The sequence below is a fragment of the Nitratireductor sp. WH36-1 genome, from assembly GCF_058725515.1.
This window is the reverse complement of the sequence record NZ_CM178970.1, coordinates 3,113,225-3,135,601: the sequence shown is the minus strand read 5'-3', so window position 1 is coordinate 3,135,601 and position 22,377 is coordinate 3,113,225. Positions and strand designations below refer to the sequence as shown.

The 22,377-nt window shown below is 61.8% G+C and carries 23 protein-coding genes; 14 read left to right on the top strand and 9 right to left on the bottom strand.

Annotation, left to right across the window (positions count from 1 at the left end; all coding sequences use genetic code 11):
• Positions 1-40: 40 nt before the first annotated feature.
• Entirely contained in the window at positions 41-511 is a 471-nt protein-coding gene (locus AC4PTT_RS15185) for an invasion associated locus B family protein (protein ID WP_224873325.1), read from the bottom strand.
• Between the two features lie 395 nt (positions 512-906).
• Here AC4PTT_RS15185 and coxB point away from each other — a divergent pair, with 395 nt between their 5' ends.
• The 11 genes from coxB to rnhA all read left to right on the top strand — a co-directional run bounded on the left by coxB (position 907) and on the right by rnhA (position 10,001).
• Positions 907-1,767, top strand: coding sequence for a cytochrome c oxidase subunit II (gene coxB / locus AC4PTT_RS15180; RefSeq protein WP_492161557.1), 861 nt, complete (start codon positions 907-909; stop codon positions 1,765-1,767).
• A gap of 38 nt (positions 1,768-1,805) precedes the next feature.
• The gene (ctaD, locus tag AC4PTT_RS15175; RefSeq protein ID WP_113154526.1) at positions 1,806-3,458 is read left to right on the top strand and encodes a cytochrome c oxidase subunit I; all 1,653 of its coding nucleotides are present in this window, start codon (positions 1,806-1,808) and stop codon (positions 3,456-3,458) included.
• Positions 3,459-3,544: 86 nt separating this feature from the next.
• The gene (locus AC4PTT_RS15170; RefSeq protein ID WP_113154527.1) at positions 3,545-4,483 is read left to right on the top strand and encodes a heme o synthase; all 939 of its coding nucleotides are present in this window, start codon (positions 3,545-3,547) and stop codon (positions 4,481-4,483) included.
• A 10-nt stretch (positions 4,484-4,493) separates the two neighbouring features.
• Positions 4,494-4,649 (top strand): cytochrome c oxidase system small membrane protein, encoded by a 156-nt coding sequence (locus tag AC4PTT_RS15165; protein ID WP_204360791.1) that lies wholly within the window; start codon positions 4,494-4,496, stop codon positions 4,647-4,649.
• A 7-nt stretch (positions 4,650-4,656) separates the two neighbouring features.
• Complete coding sequence (locus AC4PTT_RS15160; protein WP_492161556.1) at positions 4,657-5,271, top strand: cytochrome c oxidase assembly protein; 615 nt, start codon at positions 4,657-4,659, stop codon at positions 5,269-5,271.
• 1 nt (position 5,272) lies between these two features.
• Positions 5,273-6,157: a cytochrome c oxidase subunit 3 gene (locus tag AC4PTT_RS15155; protein ID WP_113154529.1), complete on the top strand. Its 885-nt coding sequence runs from the start codon at positions 5,273-5,275 to the stop codon at positions 6,155-6,157.
• A 198-nt stretch (positions 6,158-6,355) separates the two neighbouring features.
• A complete protein-coding gene (locus AC4PTT_RS15150) occupies positions 6,356-6,772 on the top strand; it encodes a DUF983 domain-containing protein (protein WP_113154530.1) in 417 nt (138 codons plus the stop codon).
• Positions 6,772-7,524, top strand: coding sequence for an SURF1 family protein (locus AC4PTT_RS15145; RefSeq protein ID WP_492161555.1), 753 nt, complete (start codon positions 6,772-6,774; stop codon positions 7,522-7,524). The genes AC4PTT_RS15150 and AC4PTT_RS15145 overlap by 1 nt, the downstream gene beginning before the upstream one ends.
• 49 nt (positions 7,525-7,573) lie before the next feature.
• Positions 7,574-8,587: a 4-hydroxy-3-methylbut-2-enyl diphosphate reductase gene (ispH, locus tag AC4PTT_RS15140; RefSeq protein WP_492161554.1), complete on the top strand. Its 1,014-nt coding sequence runs from the start codon at positions 7,574-7,576 to the stop codon at positions 8,585-8,587.
• 2 nt (positions 8,588-8,589) lie between these two features.
• The gene (locus AC4PTT_RS15135; RefSeq protein WP_492161553.1) at positions 8,590-9,558 is read left to right on the top strand and encodes a homoserine kinase; all 969 of its coding nucleotides are present in this window, start codon (positions 8,590-8,592) and stop codon (positions 9,556-9,558) included.
• A complete protein-coding gene (rnhA, locus tag AC4PTT_RS15130; RefSeq protein WP_113154534.1) occupies positions 9,555-10,001 on the top strand; it encodes a ribonuclease HI in 447 nt (148 codons plus the stop codon). Before AC4PTT_RS15135 ends, rnhA begins: the two co-directional genes overlap by 4 nt.
• A gap of 80 nt (positions 10,002-10,081) precedes the next feature.
• Here rnhA and AC4PTT_RS15125 read toward each other — a convergent pair whose 3' ends face one another.
• Both AC4PTT_RS15125 and AC4PTT_RS15120 read right to left on the bottom strand, forming a co-directional pair.
• Positions 10,082-10,573: a peroxiredoxin gene (locus AC4PTT_RS15125; protein WP_297562988.1), complete on the bottom strand. Its 492-nt coding sequence runs from the start codon at positions 10,571-10,573 to the stop codon at positions 10,082-10,084.
• 36 nt (positions 10,574-10,609) lie between these two features.
• Positions 10,610-11,407, bottom strand: coding sequence for a protein-disulfide reductase DsbD domain-containing protein (locus AC4PTT_RS15120; RefSeq protein WP_492161552.1), 798 nt, complete (start codon positions 11,405-11,407; stop codon positions 10,610-10,612).
• 175 nt (positions 11,408-11,582) lie between these two features.
• On the opposite strand from AC4PTT_RS15120, the gene AC4PTT_RS15115 reads away from it, so the two are divergent.
• Entirely contained in the window at positions 11,583-12,164 is a 582-nt protein-coding gene (locus AC4PTT_RS15115) for a YqgE/AlgH family protein (protein ID WP_113154537.1), read from the top strand.
• A 127-nt stretch (positions 12,165-12,291) separates the two neighbouring features.
• Here AC4PTT_RS15115 and AC4PTT_RS15110 read toward each other — a convergent pair whose 3' ends face one another.
• From AC4PTT_RS15110 to thrC, 4 genes are all read right to left on the bottom strand, one after another.
• The gene (locus tag AC4PTT_RS15110; RefSeq protein ID WP_206546027.1) at positions 12,292-15,105 is read right to left on the bottom strand and encodes an EAL domain-containing protein; all 2,814 of its coding nucleotides are present in this window, start codon (positions 15,103-15,105) and stop codon (positions 12,292-12,294) included.
• Positions 15,106-15,185: 80 nt separating this feature from the next.
• On the bottom strand, positions 15,186-15,788 hold the full coding sequence (locus AC4PTT_RS15105) for a GNAT family N-acetyltransferase (RefSeq protein ID WP_206547256.1): 603 nt from the start codon (positions 15,786-15,788) through the stop codon (positions 15,186-15,188).
• 14 nt (positions 15,789-15,802) lie between these two features.
• Positions 15,803-17,095 carry a M16 family metallopeptidase gene (locus tag AC4PTT_RS15100; RefSeq protein ID WP_206545854.1) on the bottom strand — a complete coding sequence of 431 codons (1,293 nt, stop codon included), beginning with the start codon at positions 17,093-17,095 and terminating at the stop codon, positions 15,803-15,805.
• 25 nt (positions 17,096-17,120) lie between these two features.
• On the bottom strand, positions 17,121-18,524 hold the full coding sequence (gene thrC, locus AC4PTT_RS15095) for a threonine synthase (protein WP_283799263.1): 1,404 nt from the start codon (positions 18,522-18,524) through the stop codon (positions 17,121-17,123).
• 344 nt (positions 18,525-18,868) lie between these two features.
• Between thrC and AC4PTT_RS15090 the strand changes: the two genes are divergently transcribed.
• Entirely contained in the window at positions 18,869-19,369 is a 501-nt protein-coding gene (locus AC4PTT_RS15090) for a hypothetical protein (protein ID WP_492161551.1), read from the top strand.
• 115 nt (positions 19,370-19,484) lie between these two features.
• Here the strand turns inward: AC4PTT_RS15090 and AC4PTT_RS15085 are convergent, their stop codons facing one another.
• On the bottom strand, positions 19,485-20,174 hold the full coding sequence (locus AC4PTT_RS15085; RefSeq protein WP_206545856.1) for an HAD family hydrolase: 690 nt from the start codon (positions 20,172-20,174) through the stop codon (positions 19,485-19,487).
• Between the two features lie 347 nt (positions 20,175-20,521).
• On the opposite strand from AC4PTT_RS15085, the gene AC4PTT_RS15080 reads away from it, so the two are divergent.
• Positions 20,522-21,655: a site-specific DNA-methyltransferase gene (locus AC4PTT_RS15080; protein WP_206545857.1), complete on the top strand. Its 1,134-nt coding sequence runs from the start codon at positions 20,522-20,524 to the stop codon at positions 21,653-21,655.
• Positions 21,656-21,763: 108 nt separating this feature from the next.
• On the opposite strand, the gene AC4PTT_RS15075 is transcribed toward AC4PTT_RS15080, so the two are convergent.
• Positions 21,764-22,375 (bottom strand): HAD family hydrolase, encoded by a 612-nt coding sequence (locus AC4PTT_RS15075; RefSeq protein ID WP_206545858.1) that lies wholly within the window; start codon positions 22,373-22,375, stop codon positions 21,764-21,766.
• Positions 22,376-22,377: the final 2 nt, after the last annotated feature.

Below are 22,377 nucleotides of genomic sequence, written 5' to 3'. Positions count from 1 at the left end.
AGTGGTGATCCGGCAGCGGTTCAGACAGGCGGTCGTGAGATTACTTCGGCAGGGCGTCGAAACCGGCGGCAAAACCGTTCAGATCGACGGGAATGCCAATGCCTTCCTCCGGGGTCTGGAAGACGATGAAGGTGGCCGACTGACCGGACTTGAAGGTCTCGACGAGCTGATCCTCAAGGATCACCTCGGCGTAGCAGCCGTCCTGGAAGCAGCGCACGAAATAGGCGCGACCGATGTCCTTGCCGTCCACATTGAGACCAAGCCCGTTGGGAAGGAGGACGCCAAGCGGCGCAAGAACGCGCAGGATCTCCGCCTTTCCGTCGGCGGTGCGCAGAACAACGACCGAAAGCCCCATCTCGGGACGGTCTTCGGCAACCACGTTCTGCATCATGGCGCACTGTTCGCTGGAAGCGCCGGCCGGCGTGTCGCAGAGGATAGACCACGCGCCATGGGTGGAGCGCACCGTTCCGCTTTGCTGGGCCTGAGCGCCCAGTACGGGAAAGACGGTCATCGCGAGCGCTGCCGCGGCGCATTTGAGGAAGGACATACTCATTGTTCCTGGCTCCCGTACGAATCAGGACAATTTATCCTGCGTTTGCAGTTGGCGAAAAGGGACTGTGTCAGCAAAGATTGGGATAACCTGTTTATGCGGGGACAAAGAAAACAATTGCGTATGATTCCGACGGAAATGGGACGCTTGGACGCTTTGTGGTATTGCACTTTGATGAAGGACGGCGCTATGAGCCTGCCGATGGGGGTGCAAAAATGCCGCACGTGGCATTTCGCGCCCGCCTTGCGGTTCAAATAAGAGTATGTTTTGAACGCGCCTATAAAAAGCCAGAATTCCCTTTGCGGCAAAATCGAACGGTCGGTTTTGTCGTGTCGCCACGGGAGATGACGAGGGTTATGAAGAATATCGCTGTTGGCCTTGCCACTCTGCCGTTTCTCGCCACGGGCGCCGTTGCTGCGCAACCCGAGCCCTGGCAGATGCGCTTTCAACCCGCCGCCACCGGCATCATGCGGGAGATCACCTGGTTCGAGGAATACACTCTGTGGTTCATCGTACCGATCACCATCCTTGTCACGCTGCTGCTGGCCTGGTGCATTGTGCGTTTTCGCGCAAAAGCCAATCCGACGCCGTCGCGGACCAGCCACAACACGCTGATCGAGGTCGTCTGGACCGTCGGCCCCGTGATCGTGCTCCTGTTCCTCGCGGTCCCGTCCTTCCAGCTTCTGACGGCGCAGTACACGCCCAAGGAAGAGCCGGCCATCACCATCAAGGCGACCGGCGTCCAGTGGTACTGGGATTACGAATACCAGCTCGAAGAGCCGCTTTCCTTCAGCTCGCTGATGCTGAAAGAAGACGAGCGCGCTTCGGCAGGCAAGGAAGACAAGGCGAAATATCCGCGTCTTCTGGCAGTCGACAATGAGATCGTCGTTCCGGTGGACACCACCGTTCGCGTTCTCGTGACGGCCAGCGACGTGATCCACGCCTTCGCCATGCCGGCCTTTGGCGTCAAGGTCGATGCGGTTCCCGGCCGTATCAACGAGACCTGGTTCAAGGCTGAGAAAGAAGGCCTTTATTACGGTCAGTGTTCCGAGCTTTGCGGCAAGGACCATGCCTACATGCCGATCGCCATCCGCGTCGTGGCGCAAGACCAATATGACACCTGGGTTGCAGCAGCAGGCGAGGATCTCGCCGGCGCCAATAAGGCGCTGATGGCTGCAGTCGAGGGCAATACGAAAGTTGCGTCTGCAGGCGAATGAGCCGGCAGACGTCCAGAGAGGAAATGGAGCGGTAGGAAATGGCAGGCGCTACAACCCAAGACGCCCATGGCGAACACAAGCCAACCGGATGGACCCGGTGGGTTTACTCCACCAACCACAAGGACATCGGTACGCTCTACCTGATCTTCGCCATCTTCGCAGGCGTCGTCGGCGGCTTCCTGTCCGTTATGATGCGCTGGGAACTGGCTGAGCCGGGCATTCAGATCTTCCACGGTCTTGCCGCGATGGTCTACGGCTACGAAGGCGATGCAGCCATCGACGCCGGCAAGCACATGTACAATGTGTTCACCACCGCGCACGGCCTCGTCATGATCTTCTTCATGGTCATGCCGGCGCTGATCGGCGGCTTCGCCAACTGGATGATCCCGATCATGATCGGTGCGCCTGACATGGCGTTCCCGCGCATGAACAACATCTCGTTCTGGCTTCTGCCCCCGGCCTTCATTCTGTTGATGATGTCGCTCTTCGTTCAGGGCCCGGCCGGCGCTTACGGCACCGGTGGCGGCTGGACGATCTATCCGCCGCTTTCGACCTCCGGTCAGCCCGGACCCGCAATGGACCTCGCCATTCTGTCGATCCACATTGCCGGTGCTTCGTCGATCCTCGGTGCGATCAACTTCATCACCACGATCTTCAACATGCGCGCTCCGGGCATGACGCTGCACAAGATGCCGCTGTTTGCCTGGTCGGTGCTGATCACCGCCTTCCTGCTGCTCTTGTCGCTCCCGGTTCTGGCCGGCGGCATCACCATGCTCCTGACGGACCGCAACTTCGGCACGACCTTCTTCGCGCCTGAGGGCGGCGGCGACCCGATCCTGTTCCAGCACCTGTTCTGGTTCTTCGGTCACCCGGAAGTGTACATTCTGATCCTGCCCGGCTTCGGCATTGTCAGCCACATCGTGTCGACCTTCTCGAAGAAGCCGATCTTCGGTTACCTCGGCATGGCCTACGCAATGGTCGCCATCGGCGCAGTCGGCTTCATCGTGTGGGCACACCACATGTACACGACCGGCCTGTCGCTCGACACGCAGCGTTACTTCGTGTTCGCAACGATGGTCATCGCGGTGCCAACCGGCGTGAAGATCTTCTCGTGGGTTGCCACCATGTGGGGCGGCTCCATCGAGTTCCGCACGCCGATGATCTGGGCCATCGCCTTCATCTTCCTGTTCACCATCGGCGGCGTGACGGGCGTTCAGCTCGCCAATGCCGGTCTGGACCGGGCCATGCACGACACCTACTACGTGGTCGCACACTTCCATTACGTGCTGTCCATGGGCGCCGTGTTCGCGATCTTCGCAGCCTGGTACTACTGGTTCCCGAAGATGACCGGCTACATGTACAACTCGTTCATCGCCCGCATCCACTTCTGGATCACCTTCATTGGCGTGAACATCATCTTCTTCCCGCAGCACTTCCTGGGTCTGGCCGGCATGCCGCGCCGCTACATCGACTACCCGGATGCGTTCGCGGGCTGGAACCTGGTTTCCTCCTACGGCTCCTACATCTCTTTCGTGGGTGTCCTGGTGTTCCTGTACGGCGTGTTCGAGGCATTCGCCAAGAAGCGTCCGGCTGGCGCCAATCCGTGGGGCGAGGGCGCAACGACGCTCGAGTGGCAGCTTTCTTCGCCGCCGCCGTTCCACCAGTGGGAGCAGCTGCCGAAGATCCGCTGATCGCAGGCAGTTCGTAACGAGTAAAGGCTGCGCGGCCTTCCGCAGAGACGGGCCGCGCAGCCGAATTAATGAAACAAGGGCACGACATGGCGCTGGTTGACCAAGAGCAGATGGAAGACACGGCTTACCGCCTTTCCGAGGCGGCGCCGGGCGATTTCATTGCGCTGTTGAAGCCGCGCGTCATGTCCCTTGTGGTGTTCACCGCCTTTGTCGGTCTGGCCATGGCACCGGGCGTTACCAACCCGCTGCTGGCCGTGATCTCCATCGCCGCAATCGCGGTTGGAGCCGGCGCATCGGGCGCGTTGAACATGTGGTACGACGCCGATATCGACGCTGTCATGGGGCGCACCGCGCGCCGCCCGGTTCCGGCCGGCCGCGTGACGGCAGGCGAGGCGCTTGGCTTCGGTCTGGTGCTCTCCGCGTTTTCGGTGGCCACGCTCGGCCTGATGGCCAACTGGACAGCAGCGGCGCTGCTGGCCTTCACGATTTTCTTCTATGCCGTGGTCTACACGATGTGGCTGAAGCGCTCGACGCCGCAGAACATCGTCATCGGTGGCGCTGCAGGCGCGCTGCCGCCGGTTGTGGGCTGGGCTGCGGTGACCGGTACGGTCAGCATGGAAAGCCTCGTGCTTTTCCTCATCATCTTCCTCTGGACGCCGCCGCATTTCTGGGCGCTGGCCCTGTTCAAGTCCGGTGACTATGAGCGGGCGGGCATTCCCATGCTGCCCAATGTTGCGGGACATGCGGCGACCAAGAAACAGATATTCATCTACGCCCTGCTTCTGGCCGTGAGCGGTCTCCTGCCGGTGGTCGCCGGCTTTGCGACCCTCGTCTACGGGGTCGTGGCCGCCGTTCTGGGCGTGGGCTTTGTGTGGTATTCCTGGCAGGTGCTGCGGATGCCGGAGAGTGACACGGCCATGAAGCCCGCCAAGGCGCTGTTCGGCTACTCGCTCCTGTATCTTTTCGTGCTGTTTACGGCACTTCTGGTCGACCGGCTGCTCGTCAGCCTCGGCCTGGTTTTCTGAGGTGGCTTTGATGGACAAGGATTTCGTCAAACCGACCGAAGCTCAGCTGAAGGCGCGCCGCAAGCGCTCCGTCGCGCTTGCCATTGCGCTCGCTGCTTTCGTCGTCATCGTGTATATCGGCAGCCTGGCCAAGATCGGCCCCGGCCTGTTCGAGCGCGGCATGTAGGTGTGACATGAGCAGCGAAACCACAGACCGGGAAGAGAAGGCGGGCAACCGCAACCGCACGGCAGCGATCGTGTGCTGCGCGGTCGTTGGCGGCATGGTGGGCATGGCCTACGCAGCCGTGCCGCTCTACCAGCTTTTCTGTCAGGTGACGGGCTACGGGGGCACGACGCAGCGCGTCGAGCAGTATTCCGACACCATTCTGGACCGGACGATCACGGTGCGTTTCGACGCAAACACCAATGGTGTGCCGTGGGAGTTCAAGCCGGTGCAGCGCGACATCACGCTGCGCCTGGGCGAAACGAAGCAGATTTCCTACGTTTCGCGCAATCTGGCTGACTACCCCACCTGGGGCACGGCGACGTTCAATGTGTCGCCACCGCAGGCGGGCGCTTATTTCAACAAGGTTGAGTGCTTCTGCTTTACCGAACAGGAGTTGCAACCCGGCGAGTCCTATGACATGCCGGTCGTGTTCTTTGTCGACCCGGAGATCGTCAACGTGCCCGAACTTAAAGACCTTAAAACAATTACGCTTTCCTACACATTCTTCCCGCTTGAGAAGAAGGCGCCGGTCGTTGCCGCGCCCAAAACAAACACCAATCAGAACGAAAATCTCGGGGGCTGACATGGCCGACGCGCACGCAAAACATCATGACTATCACATCATCGATCCCAGCCCGTGGCCCTTCTTGGGTTCGCTGGGCGCCCTGGTCATGTCCATCGGCGGCATCGCCTGGATGAAGGCCCTGAACGGGACCGATTTCACGATCTTCGGCTTCGATCTCGCCGCAAGCAATTACTGGCTGTTCCTGATCGGCCTCTTCATCGTGCTGTTCACCATGTATTCGTGGTGGGCGGACACGATCCAGGAGGGCCGCGAGGGCCATCACACGCGTGTTGTGGCGCTTCACCTGCGCTATGGCATGATCATGTTCATCGCTTCGGAGCTGATGTTCTTCGTGGCATGGTTCTGGGCGTTCTTCGACGCCAGCCTGTTCCCGGGCGAGCTGGTTCAGGAGACGCGCGCCGAATTCACCGGCGGAACCTGGCCGCCCGTCGGCGTCGAGGTTCTCGATCCCTTCCACCTGCCGCTGTACAACACGATCATTCTGCTGCTTTCGGGCACGACGGCGACCTGGGCGCACCACGCCCTGCTCGAGAATGACCGCAAGGGCCTCATCTGGGGTCTGGCGCTGACCGTGGCGCTCGGCGTTCTCTTCTCCGCCGTGCAGATCTACGAGTACATGCACGCACCGTTCGCGTTCGCCGATTCCATCTATGGCGCGACCTTCTACATGGCGACCGGCTTCCACGGCTTCCACGTGTTCATCGGCACGATCTTCCTGCTGGTGTGCCTGCTGCGCGCAATGGCCGGCGACTTCTCGCCCGAGCGCCACTTCGCTTTCGAGGCGGCTGCCTGGTACTGGCACTTCGTTGACGTTGTCTGGCTGTTCCTCTTCGTCTTCATCTATGTCTGGGCCTCTTCGGGCGCGACGATCGCACATATGTAATCCCGCCCAGTGGGGGAACATGGAAACGGCCGGGGAGACCCGGCCGTTTTCTTTTTTGGGGCGCAATTTGCCTGTAGCGGTGAAACCCTTCGCGCTGCGACAGGGCGAGGCGTCGACCCGACCGGGCCGACTGTGTTAAGCGGCTTTATCAAACGCCCATCCGCGATGGGGCGGGGCTGCAATCCGGATTGGATGTGAATGACGGTGCCTGAGAACAATGAGCGTGGCGACGAACCTGTCGTCGACAAGGCCATCTGGCCACCGGTCGATCCCGTGAGTGCGGGGCTCGGCGGACGGTGTCCGCGGTGTGGGGAAGGGCGGCTCTTCTCCGGCTTTCTGACCGTGGGGCGCGGGTGCCACAATTGCGGTCTGGATTACAGCTTTGCCGATGCCGGCGATGGACCGGCCGTGTTCGTCATTCTGATCATCGGCTTTCTCATCGTCGGGCTGGCGCTCTGGATGGAGGTTTCGCTCGGACCGTCGCTCTGGGTGCATTTCCTTCTGTGGATCCCGCTGGCGATCGTTCTGTGCCTGACGGCGCTGCGGCTCATGAAAGGGCTGCTGATCGCACTGCAATACCGCAACAAGGCTGCTCAGGGAGAGCTGGACCAGTAATGGCCGCATCGGAAACGACTGCATTCCGCCGGTCTGGCATGACCTGGCTTCTGCTTCTGCTGAGCCTTGTGGTGCTTGCCTGTCTTCTGGCGCTCGGCACCTGGCAGGTGCAACGGCTCTACTGGAAGGAAGCGCTGATCGCGCAGATCGAAGAGCGGGTCAATGCGGATCCCGTCGATCTGGAGAGCATGGAGCGGATCTATGCCGAGAGCGGCGATGTGGAATACCGCCCGCTCCAGGTGGAGGGGGCGTTCCGGCACACGGGCGAGCGCCATTATTTTGCGACCTGGAAGGGGCAGTCGGGCTATTTCGTCCACACGCCGCTGAAGCTTGACGATGGCCGCTTCATCTTCGTCAATCGCGGGTTCGTTCCGTTCGACCGCAAGGACGCCGAGGCACGCGCCGAAGGGCAGGTGGTCGGCGGTGTGCGGGTTGCCGGACTGGCGCGCAACGGCATTGAGGAGAAGCCGTCCTTCATCGTTCCCGAGAATGACGAAGCCAAGAACATCTTCTACTGGAAGGATCTGAAGGCAATGGCGACAACGGCCGGGCTGCCCGAGGCCTCGCGTGTGCTGCCATTTTATATGGATGCCGATGATTCGCCCAATCCCGGCGGTCTGCCCGTGGGCGGCGTGACGCGCATCGACCTTCCCAACAGCCATCTGCAATATGCGATCACCTGGTACGGGCTGGCAGTGGCGCTTTGCGGGGTGCTGTTTGTCTGGTGGCGGAGAAATCGCCGGCGCTCTTGACATTGACCGCCTGACACCGCCAATTCCGGCCCGAGCAAGGGGAAGACAGATGACGGCTGCCGATATGACAAAACAGAAGCTGACGGTGCGGCTTTGCGGTCCGCGTGGTTTCTGCGCGGGCGTTGACCGCGCTATCCAGATCGTTGTTCTGGCCCTGAAGAAATACGGGGCTCCGGTCTATGTGCGCCACGAGATCGTGCACAATCGCTATGTGGTGGAGGGCCTGCAGGAACGCGGCGCCGTGTTCATCGAAGAGCTGAACGAGATCCCCGAGGAACACCGCGACAGCCCGGTTGTGTTCTCCGCGCATGGCGTGCCGAAATCGGTGCCCGCCGATGCGCAGAACCGCAACCTGTTCTATCTCGACGCCACGTGCCCGCTCGTTTCCAAGGTGCACAAGCAGGCCATGCGGCACCACCGGCTTGGCCGCCATGTGCTTCTGATCGGCCATGCGGGCCATCCCGAGGTGATCGGCACGATGGGGCAGCTGCCGGAAGGCACGGTGACGCTGGTGGAAACCGTGGAAGGCGCGAACGCGCTGGTGCGCCCGGAAGGGGTGGAGCTTGGCTTCGTGAGCCAGACGACGCTTTCGGTGGAGGATACGGCGGACATTCTGAAGGCGCTTGAAGAGCGTTTTCCGGATCTGCATGCGCCGGCAGCCGAATCCATCTGCTACGCCACCACGAACCGCCAGGAGGCGGTGAAGAAGGCTGCGCCGGGGGCGGACCTGTTTCTGGTCGTTGGCGCGCCGAACTCCTCCAATTCGCGCCGTCTGGTGGAAGTGGCGGAGCGCGCCGGCGCAAAGCGCTCGCTGCTGGTACAGCGCGCGTCCGAGATCCCGTGGGACGAGGTGGGCGGCATTCGCGTGCTCGGCCTTTCGGCTGGCGCCTCTGCCCCCGAGATCATCGTCAACGAAATCATCGATGCGTTCGGCGAGCGCTTCCACATCAATGTCGAGCTCGCGATCACGGCCGAGGAGACGGAGAATTTCCCCGTCATGCGCGCCATCAGGGACGTGGAATTGACCAGCGCCGATATGGCCTTTGTGAACGGCAACGCATAAGCATGGCAGTCTATACGGATATTACCGAACTCGAACTCGGTGCGCTGCTGAAGGAATACGACGTCGGTGACCTGCTCTCCTACAAGGGCATCGCCGAAGGGTCGGAAAACTCCAACTACATGCTGCACACGTCGAAGGCGGCTTTCATCCTGACGCTTTATGAGCGGCGGGTGGAGCGCTCGGACCTGCCGTTCTTTCTGGGGCTGATGGAGCATCTGGCACAGAATGGCGTGAACTGCCCGCTGCCGGTGCACCGGCGCGATGGCGTGGTGGTGAGCGAGATTGCCGAACGGCCTGCTGCGCTGATCACCTTTCTGGAAGGGATGTGGCTGCGGAAGCCCGCGCCAAGGCACTGCCGCGAAGTGGGCAAGGCGATGGCCGGCATGCATCTCGCCGGGCAGGGCTTTGAGCTGACGCGGCCCAATGCGCTGACGGTGGGCGACTGGCGTCCGCTCTGGGAGAAGGCAAAGCCGCGCGCCGACGAAGTGGAGCCGGGGCTGGTGTCCGAAGTGGAGGCCGATCTGGCCGCTCTGACGGCAGGCTGGCCGCAGGATCTGCCCACCGGCATCATCCATGCCGATCTCTTCCCCGACAATGTGTTCTTCCTCGGCGACGAGGTGTCGGGCATCATCGATTTCTATTTCGCCTGCAATGATCTCCTCGCCTATGACATCGCCACCTGCCTGAATGCATGGTGCTTTGAGGCGGATGGTTCCTACAATCTGACCAAGGGGACGGCGCTGCTCGAGGGCTATCAGTCCGTGCGGCCGCTGGAGCAGGCCGAGATTGCGGCGCTGCCGCTTCTGGCGCGCGGTTCGGCGCTGCGCTTCATGCTGACGCGGCTCTATGACTGGCTGACGATCCCTGACGGCGCGCTGGTGAACAAGCGCGACCCGATGGAATATGTGCGCCGTCTGCGCTTCCACCGGAAAATCAGCTCACCTTCGGAATATGGGATCGGCATAAAGTGACAAGCGTGGAAATTTACACCGACGGAGCCTGCTCGGGAAATCCGGGGCCGGGCGGCTGGGGCGCGCTGCTGCGCTTCAACGGCACGGAAAAGGAACTGTCGGGCGGCGAAGCCGAGACCACGAACAACCGGATGGAGCTTCAGGCAGCCATCGAGGCGCTGAGTGCGCTCAAGCGGCCCTGCGACGTCGATCTCTACACGGACAGTGTTTATGTCCGCGACGGCATTTCCGGCTGGATCGAGGGCTGGAAGCGCAATGGCTGGAAAACGGCTGCCAAGAAGCCGGTGAAGAATGCCGAGCTCTGGCAGGCGCTGGACGAGGCGCGCCGCCGCCACCAGATCAAGTGGCACTGGGTGAAGGGCCATGCGGGCCACCCCGAGAACGAGCGCGCCGACGCACTGGCGCGGGCCGGCATGGAGCCGTTCAAGAAGAACCGCCGCTGAGGCGCGAAGCGCTGCGGGCAGGCGCCCATTGATGCAAAAAGGCCGGCCGAGATGTCTCGACCGGCCTTTTCCATTCAGTATCAGGCCTGAAGCTGTTCAAGGATACGGGCGGCGCCGCTGGTCTCGGCCTCGCCGGGATTTTCCTCGATATTGATGGTTTTCACCACGCCGTCTTCGACAATCATCGAGTAGCGCTTGGAGCGGCTGCCAAGACCGGCGACCGACAGGTCGATGTCGAGGCCGAGCGCCTTGGTGAAATCGCCATTGCCATCGGCGATAAAGGTGATCTTGTCCTGCGCGCCGGTGAAGCCCGCCCAGGCCTTCATGACGAACGCGTCATTGACCGAGACAACGGCAATGTCGTCCGCGCCGCGCGAACGGATTGCATCGCCGTTCTCGACGAAGCCCGGCAGATGGCTGTTGCTGCAGGTCGGAGTGAAGGCACCCGGAACGCCGAAGACGACGATCCTGCGACCGGCGAAGAAATCAGGCGTTGCGACATCCGTCGCGCCATCTCCCTCAACCTTCTTGAAGGTGATCTCGGGAATGCGATCGCCAACCGATACTTTCATCTGGGACTCCTGAAAAACGTTTAAAATCAAATTGTTTTAGGGGATTTCGGATTCCCCCATGACGGCTTTCTCGCCGGCCGTCAGCGTATATATAAGAGCGCTGCCTTCAAGTTTCCCGCCTGCGTCATCGAATATTTCAACAACGAAGTTTGCCGTCTCATTCTTTTGTTCTGCGAGTCTCGGTGTGCCCAGATGGCGCGACAGGCTGTGGTCGATGAAAAGAAGGGGAGACTGTGCGCCTTCAGGCAGGCTGGCGGTCAGGGTCAGCGCGTCGGCACTGCGGCTGATATGCGTTATCCCGAAGCCCGCGCCGGCAGGGTCCGGCAGCTGTGCAAAGGCGCGCTCAACGGCGAGCGCGTCGGCGGCGTTATCGGCATCTGCTCCGGGATCGAACAGGAAAGACGCCTGGAAGGGAATGCAGATCGTTTCGCAGATGCCCAGAAACACGTCAGCGTCGATCAGCGCCACGGCGTCCGGCCGGTCCATCGTGAAGGTGACGGGGAGCGATACGGAGTGTTTGTAGCCCGCCCATGTCACATCGCCGTCCTGAATGCGCTGTGGCGGCGGAAACTGCATGTCGACTGCGCTGACATGGGTGCTGCGCGAAACATCAAGCTGCGGCGGGATGCCCGCCGCACCGGGGTTGCGCCAGTAAGTCTTCCAGCCGGGCTTGAGTTCGATCTCCAGCGCGCCTTTGAGACGCCCCCCGGCGTCGGGCAGGCCGCTGGTGACGATGCGCACGGCCCCGCCCTCGCTCTGCTGCCATTGGCTGGAAGCGGAGAGGGCAGGCGTAGCCAGAAACAGGGGCAATGCGAGCGCGATGTGTCGAATCATGGATGAAGAGTGCAGCGGCGTGGTTCGGGCGGCAACACACGCTTGCGCGCACTGGCATCATAAATGCGTGAGCGCTGGGCCGGTCCGGGAATACATCCGCCTTTCAAGCTTCATGAAAACGCGCTAGGCTGTCTGCATGGAAATTTAGGGTGAAATCCAAGGGTATAGCAAGGGAATGACGGGACTTCCGTATCTGGAAAACCACTTCCTGATCGCGATGCCGGGCATGCGCGACGAGCGTTTTGCGCGCGCAGTCATCTATCTGTGCGCCCATAGCGAGGAAGGCGCGATGGGGCTGATCATCAATCAGCCACAGCAGCTCGCCTTTCCAGACATTCTGGTGCAGCTCGGCATTCTGGAGCAATCCGAAGCCATCCGGCTTCCGCAGGAAGCGCGCGACATGCCGGTGCGCAATGGCGGTCCTGTCGACCGCAGCCGCGGTTTCGTTCTCCATACGGATGACTATGTTGTGGAATCGTCCATGCCCGTTTCAGAAAGCATCTGCCTGACCGCGACGGTCGACATGCTGCGGGCCATTTCGCTCGGGCAGGGGCCGCGCCACGCGCTGATGGCGCTCGGCTATGCCGGATGGGGCGCAGGCCAGCTTGAAATGGAGATCGGCGAGAATGGCTGGCTTACATGCCCGGCCACGCCACAGCTCGTTTTCGAAGGTGATCTCGAGCACAAATATGAAGGCGTTCTCGCTACCATCGGTGTCGATGCGGCCAATCTGAGCCAGGTGGCAGGCCACGCCTGAAGCGGCTCATCGTTTCATGAAAATTGCCGGGCAGGTCGCCGCCCGTTTCATGCCGGGTCATCCCGGGCTTATGCATGAAGCCCGGGAAGGAGAGCGTTTGTCGCTCTCTTGAGGCGCATGCTTCGCCTTATGACCTTGCAGCAGTCGTGTGCTCGAAGAGGAGCCTGTCGGTGGCTTCTGCATCTGCGGGCTCGCCGAAGATGAAGCTCTGCGCGTAATCGCATCCCATTTCCGCAAGCTGTGCTGCGTCCTGCTCGTCGACCACGCCTTCGGCGACGACCGAGAGCTCAAGCTCCTGCGCCATGCGCACCATGGAACGGACGAGAACGAGCCCACGGGGGCTGTGATCTTCCAGGAAGCGGCGGTCGATCTTGATCGTGTCGAACGGGAAGCTGGAGAGATAGGAGAGGGACGAATACCCGGTTCCGAAGTCGTCCAGCGACAGGCCGATGCCGATTTTCCTGAGCTTCTGGAGCACATGGGCGGACTGCTCGGGATTGTCCATGACGATCGATTCGGTGAGTTCGAGCCGGAAGCCTTCCGGCCGGATGCCGGAGCGCGCGATGACGGAACGGACGTCGCCGACAAGATCGCGCCGGATAAGCTGGCGGCTTGAAAGATTGACCGAGACGAAGAGCGGCGTGTCCCTGAACTGCTTCTGCCAGCGATAGAGGTCTTCTGCCGATTTCTGCATTGCGAAGTGGCCAAGCTGAACGATCAGGCCTGAACTTTCGGCAATCGGAATGAAGTCCGAGGGAGAAATGGCGCCACGGCGGGGGTGATCCCAGCGCAGGAGCGCTTCAAAGCCCGCAATGGAACGGTCCTCAAGGCGGATGATCGGCTGATAGACGAGCTTGAGCTCGGAGCGCTCGATGGCGCGGCGCAGGTCCGATTCCATGCGCAGGCGATTGTTGTCGATGGAGCGGAATGCCGGGCGGAACGGTTCGATGCGGTCGCCGCCAAACCGCTTGGCCTGATACATGGCCAGCTCGGCGTCCTTCAGCATCTCCTCGGCCGACTCCTGCGTGGCAGTCCAGGAAATCAGGCCGATGGAGGAAGTGAGCACGATTTCGCGGCGGGCGAAGGTGACCGGCGTGCGGATCGCCTGTTTCACCGCATCGGCAACGGCGGCGATGCGCGCGGGCTCCTGCTCGGACAGAAGGATCATGGCGAACTGATCGCCGGAAAGACGGCACAGCGAATCGCGCGGCTTGAGCAGGCGATGGAGCCGGCGCGCGATGGTGAGCAGGATCGTGTCGCCGACCGAGATGCCAAGCTCGTCATTGACCTGCTTGAAGCGGTCGATGTCGATGACGAAGACGGTGGGGCGCACCTGCTGTTCGGTGCGTGCGATGGAGATGATCGCGTCGAGCCGGTTCAGGAACAGTTCGCGGCTGGGCAGGCCCGTCAGATTGTCGTGGACGGCGTCGTGCAGGAGGCGCTCTTCCGCCTTCTTCTGTTCGGTCACGTCGACCATGGTGCCGACGCAGCGGATGACCTCGCCATCAGAGCCGATCACGGGGCGGGCGCGCAGATCGAACCAGTGATAGTGACCATCCGCGCCGCGCAGGCGGAAGCTCTGCGAGATGCGGCCGCGGCGCTGCTCCAGAACCACGTCGAGTGTGGTGCGGAACGTGTCGCGGTCTTCGGTGTGCAGGTTCGACAGCCAGTCGCGGGCAGGGCCGTGAAGCGCCCCCACGGGCAGGCCGAGCTGGCGGCTGACATCGGGGCGGGTGATGATGCGGTCGCGCGAAACGTCCCAGTCCCAGACCACGTCGCCGGAACCGGAAATGGCGAGCGCCTGGCGCTCCATATCGCTGAACAGGCCCTGGAAGAGCGCACCGCCGGCAAAGGCGTGCTGCATGACCGTGAAGCCGATGAGAAGGATGATCAGGATCAGGCCGCCGCCGATGGCCGGCTGCACGATGTCGTTGTCGAGAACGCCCGTTATGGCCATCCAGGAGGCGACCATCCAGGCGATGATCATCACCCAGCTTGGCACCAGCATGATGGCGCGGTCATAACCCTGAATGCTGAGATAGACGATGATGCCGAGACCGACCACGGCGGTGGCCGCAAAGGAGATGCGCGCGATGCCGGCGGCGGCGGCGGGATCGATGATGGCGAAACCGGCAATGATGCCGAGCCCCAGAACCCAGGCGAGCAGGCCGTAGCTGAAATGGTCGTGCCAGCGATTGAGGTTGAGATAGGCGAAGAGGAAGATGACCAGCGTGGCGGCAAGGCCGACTTCGGTGCTGGCGCGCCAGATCTGCTCATTGCCGGGCGTGATCTCGATGACCTTGCTCAGGAAGCCGAAATCGATGGAGATATAGGCCAGGACCGCCCAGGCGAGCGCTGCGGTGGCCGGGAACATCGAGGTGCCCTTGACCACGAACAGGATGGTGAGGAAGAGGGCCAGCAGACCGGCAATGCCAAGGACGATGCCGCGGAACAGCGTGTAGGCGTTCACCGTGTCCTTGTATGCGCCGGGATCCCAAAGATAGATCTGTGGCAGGTTCGGCGAGGAAAGCTCGGCGACGAAGGTGACGACCGAACCGGGATTGAGCGTGACGCGGAATTCATCGGCATCGGCACTTTCCTGACGGTCGAGCGTGAAGCCGGAACTTGGCGTGATCGCCGCGATGCGCTGGGAGCCGAGATCGGGCCAGATGAGGCCGGAGCCGACCAGACGGAAATGCGGGGCGACAATCAGGCGGTCGAGCTGCTGATCCGTCGTGTTGGCGAGCGCAAAGACCGCCCAGTCGCCGGTGGAGCGCTCATCCTGGGCTTCCACCTCGATGCGTCGCACAATGCCATCGACATCCGGCGCCGTGGACACCTGAAACGCTTCGCCCTGACCACGATAGATCTCCACCGCGCCCGAGAGGTCGAGCGCCACGTCGTCGCGTGCGATCTTGATCGGCTCGATGGCGTGCGCCATGCCGATTGAGGACACAAGAGCGATGACAATGGCGGCGATGGTCGCAAGGGATGCGAAGAAGTTTGAGCGCGACAAGGAAATCAGCCTCGTGTTTCTAATGCAGGCACATGACGCTCCTCGGCGACCAGCGCATAAAGACAGTGATCACGCCAAGAACCGTTGATCCTGAGATAGGACCTGAGCAGGCCTTCGCGCTGAAATCCGGCTTTTTCAAGTAAACCGACAGATCGTTTGTTGTTTGGAATACAGGCCGCTTCCAGACGGTGCAACCGCAAGGTCTCGAATGCAAAGGGAATGATGAGATGCACCGCAGCAAGCATCATGCCGCGTCCCGCGTAACGCTCGCCCATCCAGTAACCGATACTTGCGGTCTGGGCGACGCCGCGGCGGATGTTCGACATGGTGATGCCGCCGGCGAGCGCACCGGTCCCGGCATCGAAAACGAAGAAACTGACACCGGTGCCATTGTCATATTCGCTGCGATAGCGCCTCAACCGGTGTCGAAAGGCGCTTCTGGACAGCTCGTCAAAGGCCCAGCTCGGCTCCCACGGCACGAGGAAATTGCGGCTTTCCTCGCGCAGTGCCGCCCACTCCGCATGATCGGACATGACAGGTCCCCTGAGGAACACTGTTTCGCCCTTGAGCGCCGGAGGCGGGCGGCGGAAGAAGGGCACGTCCAACATATGGCGGGGCGGTCCTACACGGCGAGTTTGCGCGGCATGGGCCCCTGATCGGTAAGTGCGTCCTGGATCGTCTCGAACGGTGCGAGCGTGCCCACGGGGCCGATGGCCGCGAGGGTTGGCTTGGAGGTGAAGAGACGCTGAGACAGGTCCGTCAGGCGGTCCACGGTGAGGTTGGAAAGGCGGTCCATCAGCTCGTCCACGTCGATGGGACGACCGTAAAGCAGAAGCTGACGGGCGATCTGCGATGCGCGGCTGGCGGGGTTTTCCCGCGCCATCATCAGGCCTGCGCGATACTGGGCGCGGGCCCGGTCAAGCTCGTCCTGACCGATGCTCTGGCCGGCTTTCTGCAATTCGCCCAGAAGAAGGGGAACGAGTTCCTCGATGTCGCTCTTTCCGGTGGCGGCGTGGATGCCGAAAATGCCGGAATCGGAAAAGCCCCAGTGGAAGGCGTAGACCGAGTAGCACAGGCCGTGCTTCTCGCGCACTTCCTGGAACAGGCGGGACGACATGCCGCCGCCGAGAATGGTGGAGAGCACCTGCGAGGCATAGAAATCGCGCATGTGGTAGGCGCGGCCCTCAAAGCCGAGGATGATCTGCGCATCCATCAGATCGCGATGCTCGCGGAAGTCACCGCCAACATAATGGGCGTATTGCGGGGCAACGCCTTCGGCCTTGCTGCGGAAGCTGCCCAGCCGGTTTTCCACCTCGCGCACGAAATCCTCGTGCTTCAGGCCGCCAGCGGCGACAATGACCATGCGGTCAGCGGAATATTGCCGCTCAAGGAAGCCGCGCAGCTGATCGGAGGTGAAGGACTGGACGGTTTCGGGTGTGCCGAGAACCGAGCGGCCAAGCGCCTGGTGGCGGAAAGCGGTTTCGGTGAACCGGTCGAAGACGATGTCGTCGGGAATGTCGTGCGCAGCGCCGATCTCCTGGAGGATCACGTGCTGTTCGCGCTCAAGCTCATGGGGATCGAACTTGGAATCGGTCAGGATGTCGGAAAGGAGTTCGACCGCCAGCGGCATGTCTGCGCTGAGAACACGCGCGAAGAACGCGGTGGTCTCGACGCTGGTCGCGGCGTTGATCTCTCCGCCAACATCCTCGATGTCTGTCGCAATCTGGCGAGCGGTGCGCTTGCTCGTGCCCTTGAACGCCATGTGTTCAAGGAGATGCGCGATACCGTGCTCGTTCTCATACTCGTTGCGCGAGCCGGATTTGACCCAGATGCCCAGCGCAACGGTTTCCAGATGTGGCAGGGTTTCGGTGGCGACCGTCAGGCCGTTCGACAGACGGCTTACCTCAACACCCATATTGACGTGACTCCCTGAACAATACTTAACGCGCCGCACGTGCGTGGCGGCTGATGTGATCCTGCAACAATTTTAAGTCTGAGGGAACGACTGTAAAGGATTCTTTCCGTTCCATAAGATCGCCGAGCCACGCGGGAAGGGGCGGCTCAACGCCGCTGGCGTCCTTGACGGCCTGTGGAAACTTCGCCGGATGGGCCGTCGACAAGACGACCATGGGCGCGCTGGACGCTTCAAGTCCGCGCGCGACCTTCACGCCGGTGGCGGTGTGCGGATCCAGCAGATAGCCGCTTTCCTCAAGCACGGAGCCGATGGTGCCGGCGGTCTCGGCCATGTCGGAACGGCCGGCGGCGAATTCCGCGCGGATCGCCTCAAGCGTCTTTTCCTCGACGGTGAAGCTGCCCGACTGTTTCAGCGACTGCATGTAGCGACGGATTTCGTCGACATTTCCGCCGGAGGCGAAATAGAGCAGCCGCTCGAAATTGGAGGACACCTGAATGTCCATCGAGGGCGAGGTGGTGGGGACCACGCCTCGGGTCGCATATTCGCCGGTGGCGAGCGTGCGGGCGAGAATGTCGTTGTCGTTGGTGGCGATCACCAGCTGGTCGACCGGCAGGCCCATGCGCTTGGCGGCGTAGCCTGCGAAGATGTCGCCGAAATTGCCGGTCGGAACCGTGAAGGAAATCGCGCGATCCGGTCCGCCGAGCGAAAGGGCTGCGGTGAAGTAGTAGACGATCTGGGCCATGACGCGCGCCCAGTTGATCGAGTTCACGCCGGAGAGCGAAACGCCGTCGCGGAAGGCGTGATCGTTGAACATGTCCTTGAGCAGGGCCTGGCAATCATCAAAATTGCCCTTCACGGCCAGAGCGTGAACATTGGGCGCGCCGGACGTGGTCATCTGGCGCTGCTGGACCGGCGAGACGCGGCCCTCGGGGAAGAGGATGAACACATCCGCGCGCTCGGTGCCGGCAAAGGCCTCGATGGCCGCGCCGCCCGTATCGCCGGACGTCGCACCGACGATGGTGACGCGCTCGCCGCGCTCGGCCAGAACATGATCCATCAGGCGCGCCAGAAGCTGCATGGCAACGTCCTTGAAGGCCAGCGTCGGCCCATGGAAGAGTTCGAGGATGAACTCGTTGGGGCCGGTCTGCACCAGCGGGCAGACTGCCGGATGGCGGAAGGTTGCGTAGCTTTCCTCGATGATGCGGCGCAGGGTCGCCGGAGCGATCTCGTCTCCCACGAAGGGGGAGAGGACGCGGAAGGCGATCTCGCTGTAGGAAAGGCCGCGCATGGCGCGAATGTCATCGGCCGAGAAATGCGGCCACTCGCGGGGAACATAAAGACCGCCGTCGCGGGCGAGGCCCGCAAGCATTGCATCGGAAAAGCCGAGCGCCGGCGCGTCGCCACGCGTGCTAATGTAATCTGTCGCCATACGTCGTATTGCCTCATGAACTGCGAGGAAGAACAGCCGGTGCGGACAAGAGCCCTTCGCATTCCGGCCGCGCGTCTGATATAGAGCATGATCTGGACGGGTGGGAACCGGTTTTCCACTCAAACCGCATGGAAATTGATTGTCGATGACGGGTTTTCTGGCAATTGCCGCCGAAATCTGTCATTTCTCCGCTGCCTTTTGCCGGTTGAACTTCAGTCGGCTTCGGGCGCGCGCAGATTCACGGGGCATGTCACTTGGTCAATTATCGTCTTTTCGTCAGTTCCATACTGCTTTCCGCCGCCGCTTTTGTTTCCGGCTGTCAATCCGATGACGCAACCGGGGGCATGAACCTGCAGTCCGGCAACAACACGCAGACCCAGGTCGCGCAGGCGGGCGATCAGCCGGTCGAGACGATCCTCGAGAGCGAGCTGCGCGCCTACTGCCCGCCTGTTTCGCTGCGCGAGGGCACGGCCTATTTCACCACCTACAAGAAGGGTGCGCAGGGCGAGGCCGGTCAGGAAATCTATCAGGCGTCCATCACCGATGTGACGCGCAAGTGCAGCTACAACAATGGCGCGTTCAGCATGACGGTCGCCGTTGCCGGCCGCGTGGTGCCGGGCCCGCTTGGCAAGACCGGAACGATCACCATGCCGATCCGCATCGTCGCATTACGCGCCGGTGAGGTGGTCTATTCCAAGCTGTTCAAGCACCAGGTTTCCATCGGCGATACGGCGGGCGCGACGCAGTTCATCTTCAACGACCCGAATGTCACGATTGCCGGCAAGCCCGACCGCAGCGTGCAGCTGATGGTCGGCTATGACGAAGGTCCGACCAGCGGTCGCTAGAGCAGCGGCAGCATTGCGGGATAAAGAAAAAAGCGGGAGCCGGGCTCCCGCTTTTTTTATTTGAATATCAGTCGTTTCCGATTCCCGTTTGAATCGGAATTTCAGGAACGGTCGCTCAGGCGTCTTCGGCCCATTCAGTGAGCGCGGCCAGAACGGCAATCAGGTCCTGGAAACGGTGGATGACCGTCTCGGCTCCGGCTTCCATCAGAAGGTCGGCATGGCCCGGCTGGATGTGCGAACCGCCGGTAAAGCCGATGACGCGCATGCCTGCGGCCCTGGCTCCGGCAATGCCGTGCACGGAGTCCTCGATGACGAAGCAGTTTTCCGGCTTGGCTCCCATTTTCTCGGCGGCGTAGAGGAAGACATCGGGCGCAGGCTTTGGCTGGCGCGTCGGTGTCTCAAGAGCCGAATAGATGTGGCCATTGAAGAGGGGCAGCAATTGCGTGCGGGTGAGCATCGCTTCCACCCGGTCATGGCTCGAATTGGAGCAGACGCATTTGGGCAGGGGAATGCGGGCCACTGCCTCGTGGACGCCGTCGATGGCCTTTACGTCCTTGCGCACCTTCCGGTCCACCTCGCTTTCGGCGCGGTCGATCAGCGTGGCCTGAAGCGGGGCCTCGGCATTTTCCTCGATGGACAGGAGAATGTCCTTGAAGGTGAGGCCCGCATAGCGGCTGGCAAGCTCTTCCGGCGTGATCTCGAAACCGGCCTCGGTCAGCACGCGCGCTTCGACGCGCGAGGCGATGATTTCCGAATCGACGAGAACGCCATCGCAATCGAAGATGACGAGTTCGGGAGCTGGCATGGCAAGACCTGTCCTTTTGGGGAAGCGGATGAATAAGCTCGGGGCGGCATAGCCCTTATGCCGCCCCGAAACAACTGTCCGGCAGATATGGCCCGGCCTTCGGGCTATTCTATGACGATCCCGGTGCGCTTGCCGGCAGCCACCGCCGCCTTCTGGTGCTGAGTGTTTTCTGACGGCCCTGAATGTCTTTCTTGCCCTTGAGAAATTTGGTCCGGCAAGCGCCGGGAGCGGAGACAAAGAGAGCAGCTGCAACACCGACCTCGCAATTCGCTTCGAGTCCTTACGGAATATTTACCATCTTCCGTAACCATAACGGCAGGTTAATAGTCCGAGTTAGAGGTCAGTCCATGTCCGCCGTGCGTCGTATCGATGAGCTTGCCCCCGAACCAAAGAAGGCCGAATGGCTCGATACGATCATTAAGGGGGACTGCGTTGCAGCTCTCGATCGTTTGCCCGAGAAATCCGTCGACGTGATCTTTGCCGATCCGCCCTACAATCTGCAGCTTGGTGGTGATCTGCACCGTCCGGACCAGTCGCGGGTCGATGCGGTGGATGACGCCTGGGACCAGTTCGACAGCTTTGCCGCCTATGACGCGTTCACCCGTGCATGGATGCTGGCCGCGCGCCGCGTCCTGAAGCCGAATGGCACGATCTGGGTGATCGGCTCGTATCACAACATTTTCCGCGTCGGCACGGTGATGCAGGATCTGGGCTACTGGCTGCTCAACGACATTGTGTGGCGCAAGACCAACCCGATGCCGAACTTCCGCGGCCGCCGGTTCCAGAACGCGCATGAGACGATGATCTGGGCCTCGCGCGACAAGTCGACCAAGGGCTACACCTTCAATTACGAAGCGCTCAAGGCGGCCAATGACGACGTGCAGATGCGCTCGGACTGGCTGTTCCCGATCTGCACGGGCAAGGAGCGCCTGAAGAATGACGACGGCGGCAAGCTGCACCCGACGCAGAAGCCGGAAGCGCTTTTGGCGCGCGTCATGATGGCTTCGACCAAGCCGGGCGACGTGGTGCTCGATCCTTTCTTCGGCTCCGGCACGACCGGCGCGGTGGCCAAGCGCCTTGGCCGTCACTTCGTGGGCATTGAGCGTCAGGACGAGTACATCCAGGCGGCCAGCGAACGGATCGCCGGCATCGAGCCGCTGAACGAGATGGATCTGGCGCAGATGCAGGGCAAGCGCGCCGCGCCGCGCGTGGCCTTCGGCAGCCTGCTTGAGGCCGGTCTCATGCAGCCGGGCACGCAGCTTTGCGATTCCAAGCGCCGCTGGACGGCCAATGTGCGCGCGGATGGCACCATCGCCATCGGTGACGAGGCAGGCTCGATCCACCGCATCGGCGCACGGGTTCAGGGACTTGAGGCCTGCAATGGCTGGACGTTCTGGCACTTCGAGGAAGAAGGCTGCCTGAAACCGATCGACAGCCTGCGTCAGATCATGCGTGACAACATGCAGGGCGTTGCCGCCTGAGCATGAAGACAGGCGACTTCAGGGAGAAACCTGAAGTCGCTTTTTTTATGGGAATACAGGCAGGTGGAGCGCTTTTGCGACTCTCTGCGTGATTCTTCGCATTGACCGTTAAACGGCGAAACCATACCCGCCGAGATCGGCGCGCAGTTTCTCCGCTCCGGTGAAATGAACGGCCTGCCAGCCGGCGGCTTTTGCCCCTTCCACATTCTTCTCGCTGTCATCGATGAACAGGGTGGCCTGCGGTTCCAGACCGAAATTCCCGGCATGGGTGTCGTAGATTGCGCGGTCGGGTTTGATGATGCCGATCTCGCCGGAAACGGTGACGCCGCGCGGCTTCTCCAAAAAGGGATAGCGCCTGCGCGCCTCGGCATAGGTGTCGGCTGCGAAATTGGTCAGCATGGTCACGTCGTGCCCGGCGTCGACGAGCTTCTCCAGAAGCGCGACCGAATCATCATAGGCGTGCGGGACCATTTCGTGCCAGTGACGGCGGAAGGCGCGGATGTTGTCTTCCTCGTGCGGGTGTTCGGCGATGAGCAGGGCCTCGGCCTCGCGCCAGTCGCGCCCGCGATCCTGCTCCACGTTCCACGCGCCGGTGCAGACGTTTTCAAGAAACCAGCGGCGTGCGCCGTCATCCGGGATCAGGCGGCGATAGGGGATTTCCGGGTCGTAGTGCAGCAGCACTTTGCCAATGTCGAAGACGATGTGGCGGATCTCACTCATGC

Bases quoted from the DNA above. Each gene is read 5' to 3' on its own strand.
- AC4PTT_RS15185 (WP_224873325.1), bottom strand. From the start codon at position 511: ATGACCGTCTTTCCCGTACTGGGCGCTCAGGCCCAGCAAAGCGGAACG.
- coxB (WP_492161557.1), top strand. From the start codon at position 907: ATGAAGAATATCGCTGTTGGCCTTGCCACTCTGCCGTTTCTCGCCACG.
- ctaD (WP_113154526.1), top strand. From the start codon at position 1,806: ATGGCAGGCGCTACAACCCAAGACGCCCATGGCGAACACAAGCCAACC.
- AC4PTT_RS15170 (WP_113154527.1), top strand. From the start codon at position 3,545: ATGGCGCTGGTTGACCAAGAGCAGATGGAAGACACGGCTTACCGCCTT.
- AC4PTT_RS15165 (WP_204360791.1), top strand. From the start codon at position 4,494: ATGGACAAGGATTTCGTCAAACCGACCGAAGCTCAGCTGAAGGCGCGC.
- AC4PTT_RS15160 (WP_492161556.1), top strand. From the start codon at position 4,657: ATGAGCAGCGAAACCACAGACCGGGAAGAGAAGGCGGGCAACCGCAAC.
- AC4PTT_RS15155 (WP_113154529.1), top strand. From the start codon at position 5,273: ATGGCCGACGCGCACGCAAAACATCATGACTATCACATCATCGATCCC.
- AC4PTT_RS15150 (WP_113154530.1), top strand. From the start codon at position 6,356: ATGACGGTGCCTGAGAACAATGAGCGTGGCGACGAACCTGTCGTCGAC.
- AC4PTT_RS15145 (WP_492161555.1), top strand. From the start codon at position 6,772: ATGGCCGCATCGGAAACGACTGCATTCCGCCGGTCTGGCATGACCTGG.
- ispH (WP_492161554.1), top strand. From the start codon at position 7,574: ATGACGGCTGCCGATATGACAAAACAGAAGCTGACGGTGCGGCTTTGC.
- AC4PTT_RS15135 (WP_492161553.1), top strand. From the start codon at position 8,590: ATGGCAGTCTATACGGATATTACCGAACTCGAACTCGGTGCGCTGCTG.
- AC4PTT_RS15125 (WP_297562988.1), bottom strand. From the start codon at position 10,573: ATGAAAGTATCGGTTGGCGATCGCATTCCCGAGATCACCTTCAAGAAG.
- AC4PTT_RS15120 (WP_492161552.1), bottom strand. From the start codon at position 11,407: ATGATTCGACACATCGCGCTCGCATTGCCCCTGTTTCTGGCTACGCCT.
- AC4PTT_RS15115 (WP_113154537.1), top strand. From the start codon at position 11,583: ATGACGGGACTTCCGTATCTGGAAAACCACTTCCTGATCGCGATGCCG.
- AC4PTT_RS15110 (WP_206546027.1), bottom strand. From the start codon at position 15,105: ATGGCGCACGCCATCGAGCCGATCAAGATCGCACGCGACGACGTGGCG.
- AC4PTT_RS15105 (WP_206547256.1), bottom strand. From the start codon at position 15,788: ATGTTGGACGTGCCCTTCTTCCGCCGCCCGCCTCCGGCGCTCAAGGGC.
- AC4PTT_RS15100 (WP_206545854.1), bottom strand. From the start codon at position 17,095: ATGGGTGTTGAGGTAAGCCGTCTGTCGAACGGCCTGACGGTCGCCACC.
- thrC (WP_283799263.1), bottom strand. From the start codon at position 18,524: ATGGCGACAGATTACATTAGCACGCGTGGCGACGCGCCGGCGCTCGGC.
- AC4PTT_RS15090 (WP_492161551.1), top strand. From the start codon at position 18,869: ATGAACCTGCAGTCCGGCAACAACACGCAGACCCAGGTCGCGCAGGCG.
- AC4PTT_RS15085 (WP_206545856.1), bottom strand. From the start codon at position 20,174: ATGCCAGCTCCCGAACTCGTCATCTTCGATTGCGATGGCGTTCTCGTC.
- AC4PTT_RS15080 (WP_206545857.1), top strand. From the start codon at position 20,522: ATGTCCGCCGTGCGTCGTATCGATGAGCTTGCCCCCGAACCAAAGAAG.
- AC4PTT_RS15075 (WP_206545858.1), bottom strand. From the start codon at position 22,375: ATGAGTGAGATCCGCCACATCGTCTTCGACATTGGCAAAGTGCTGCTG.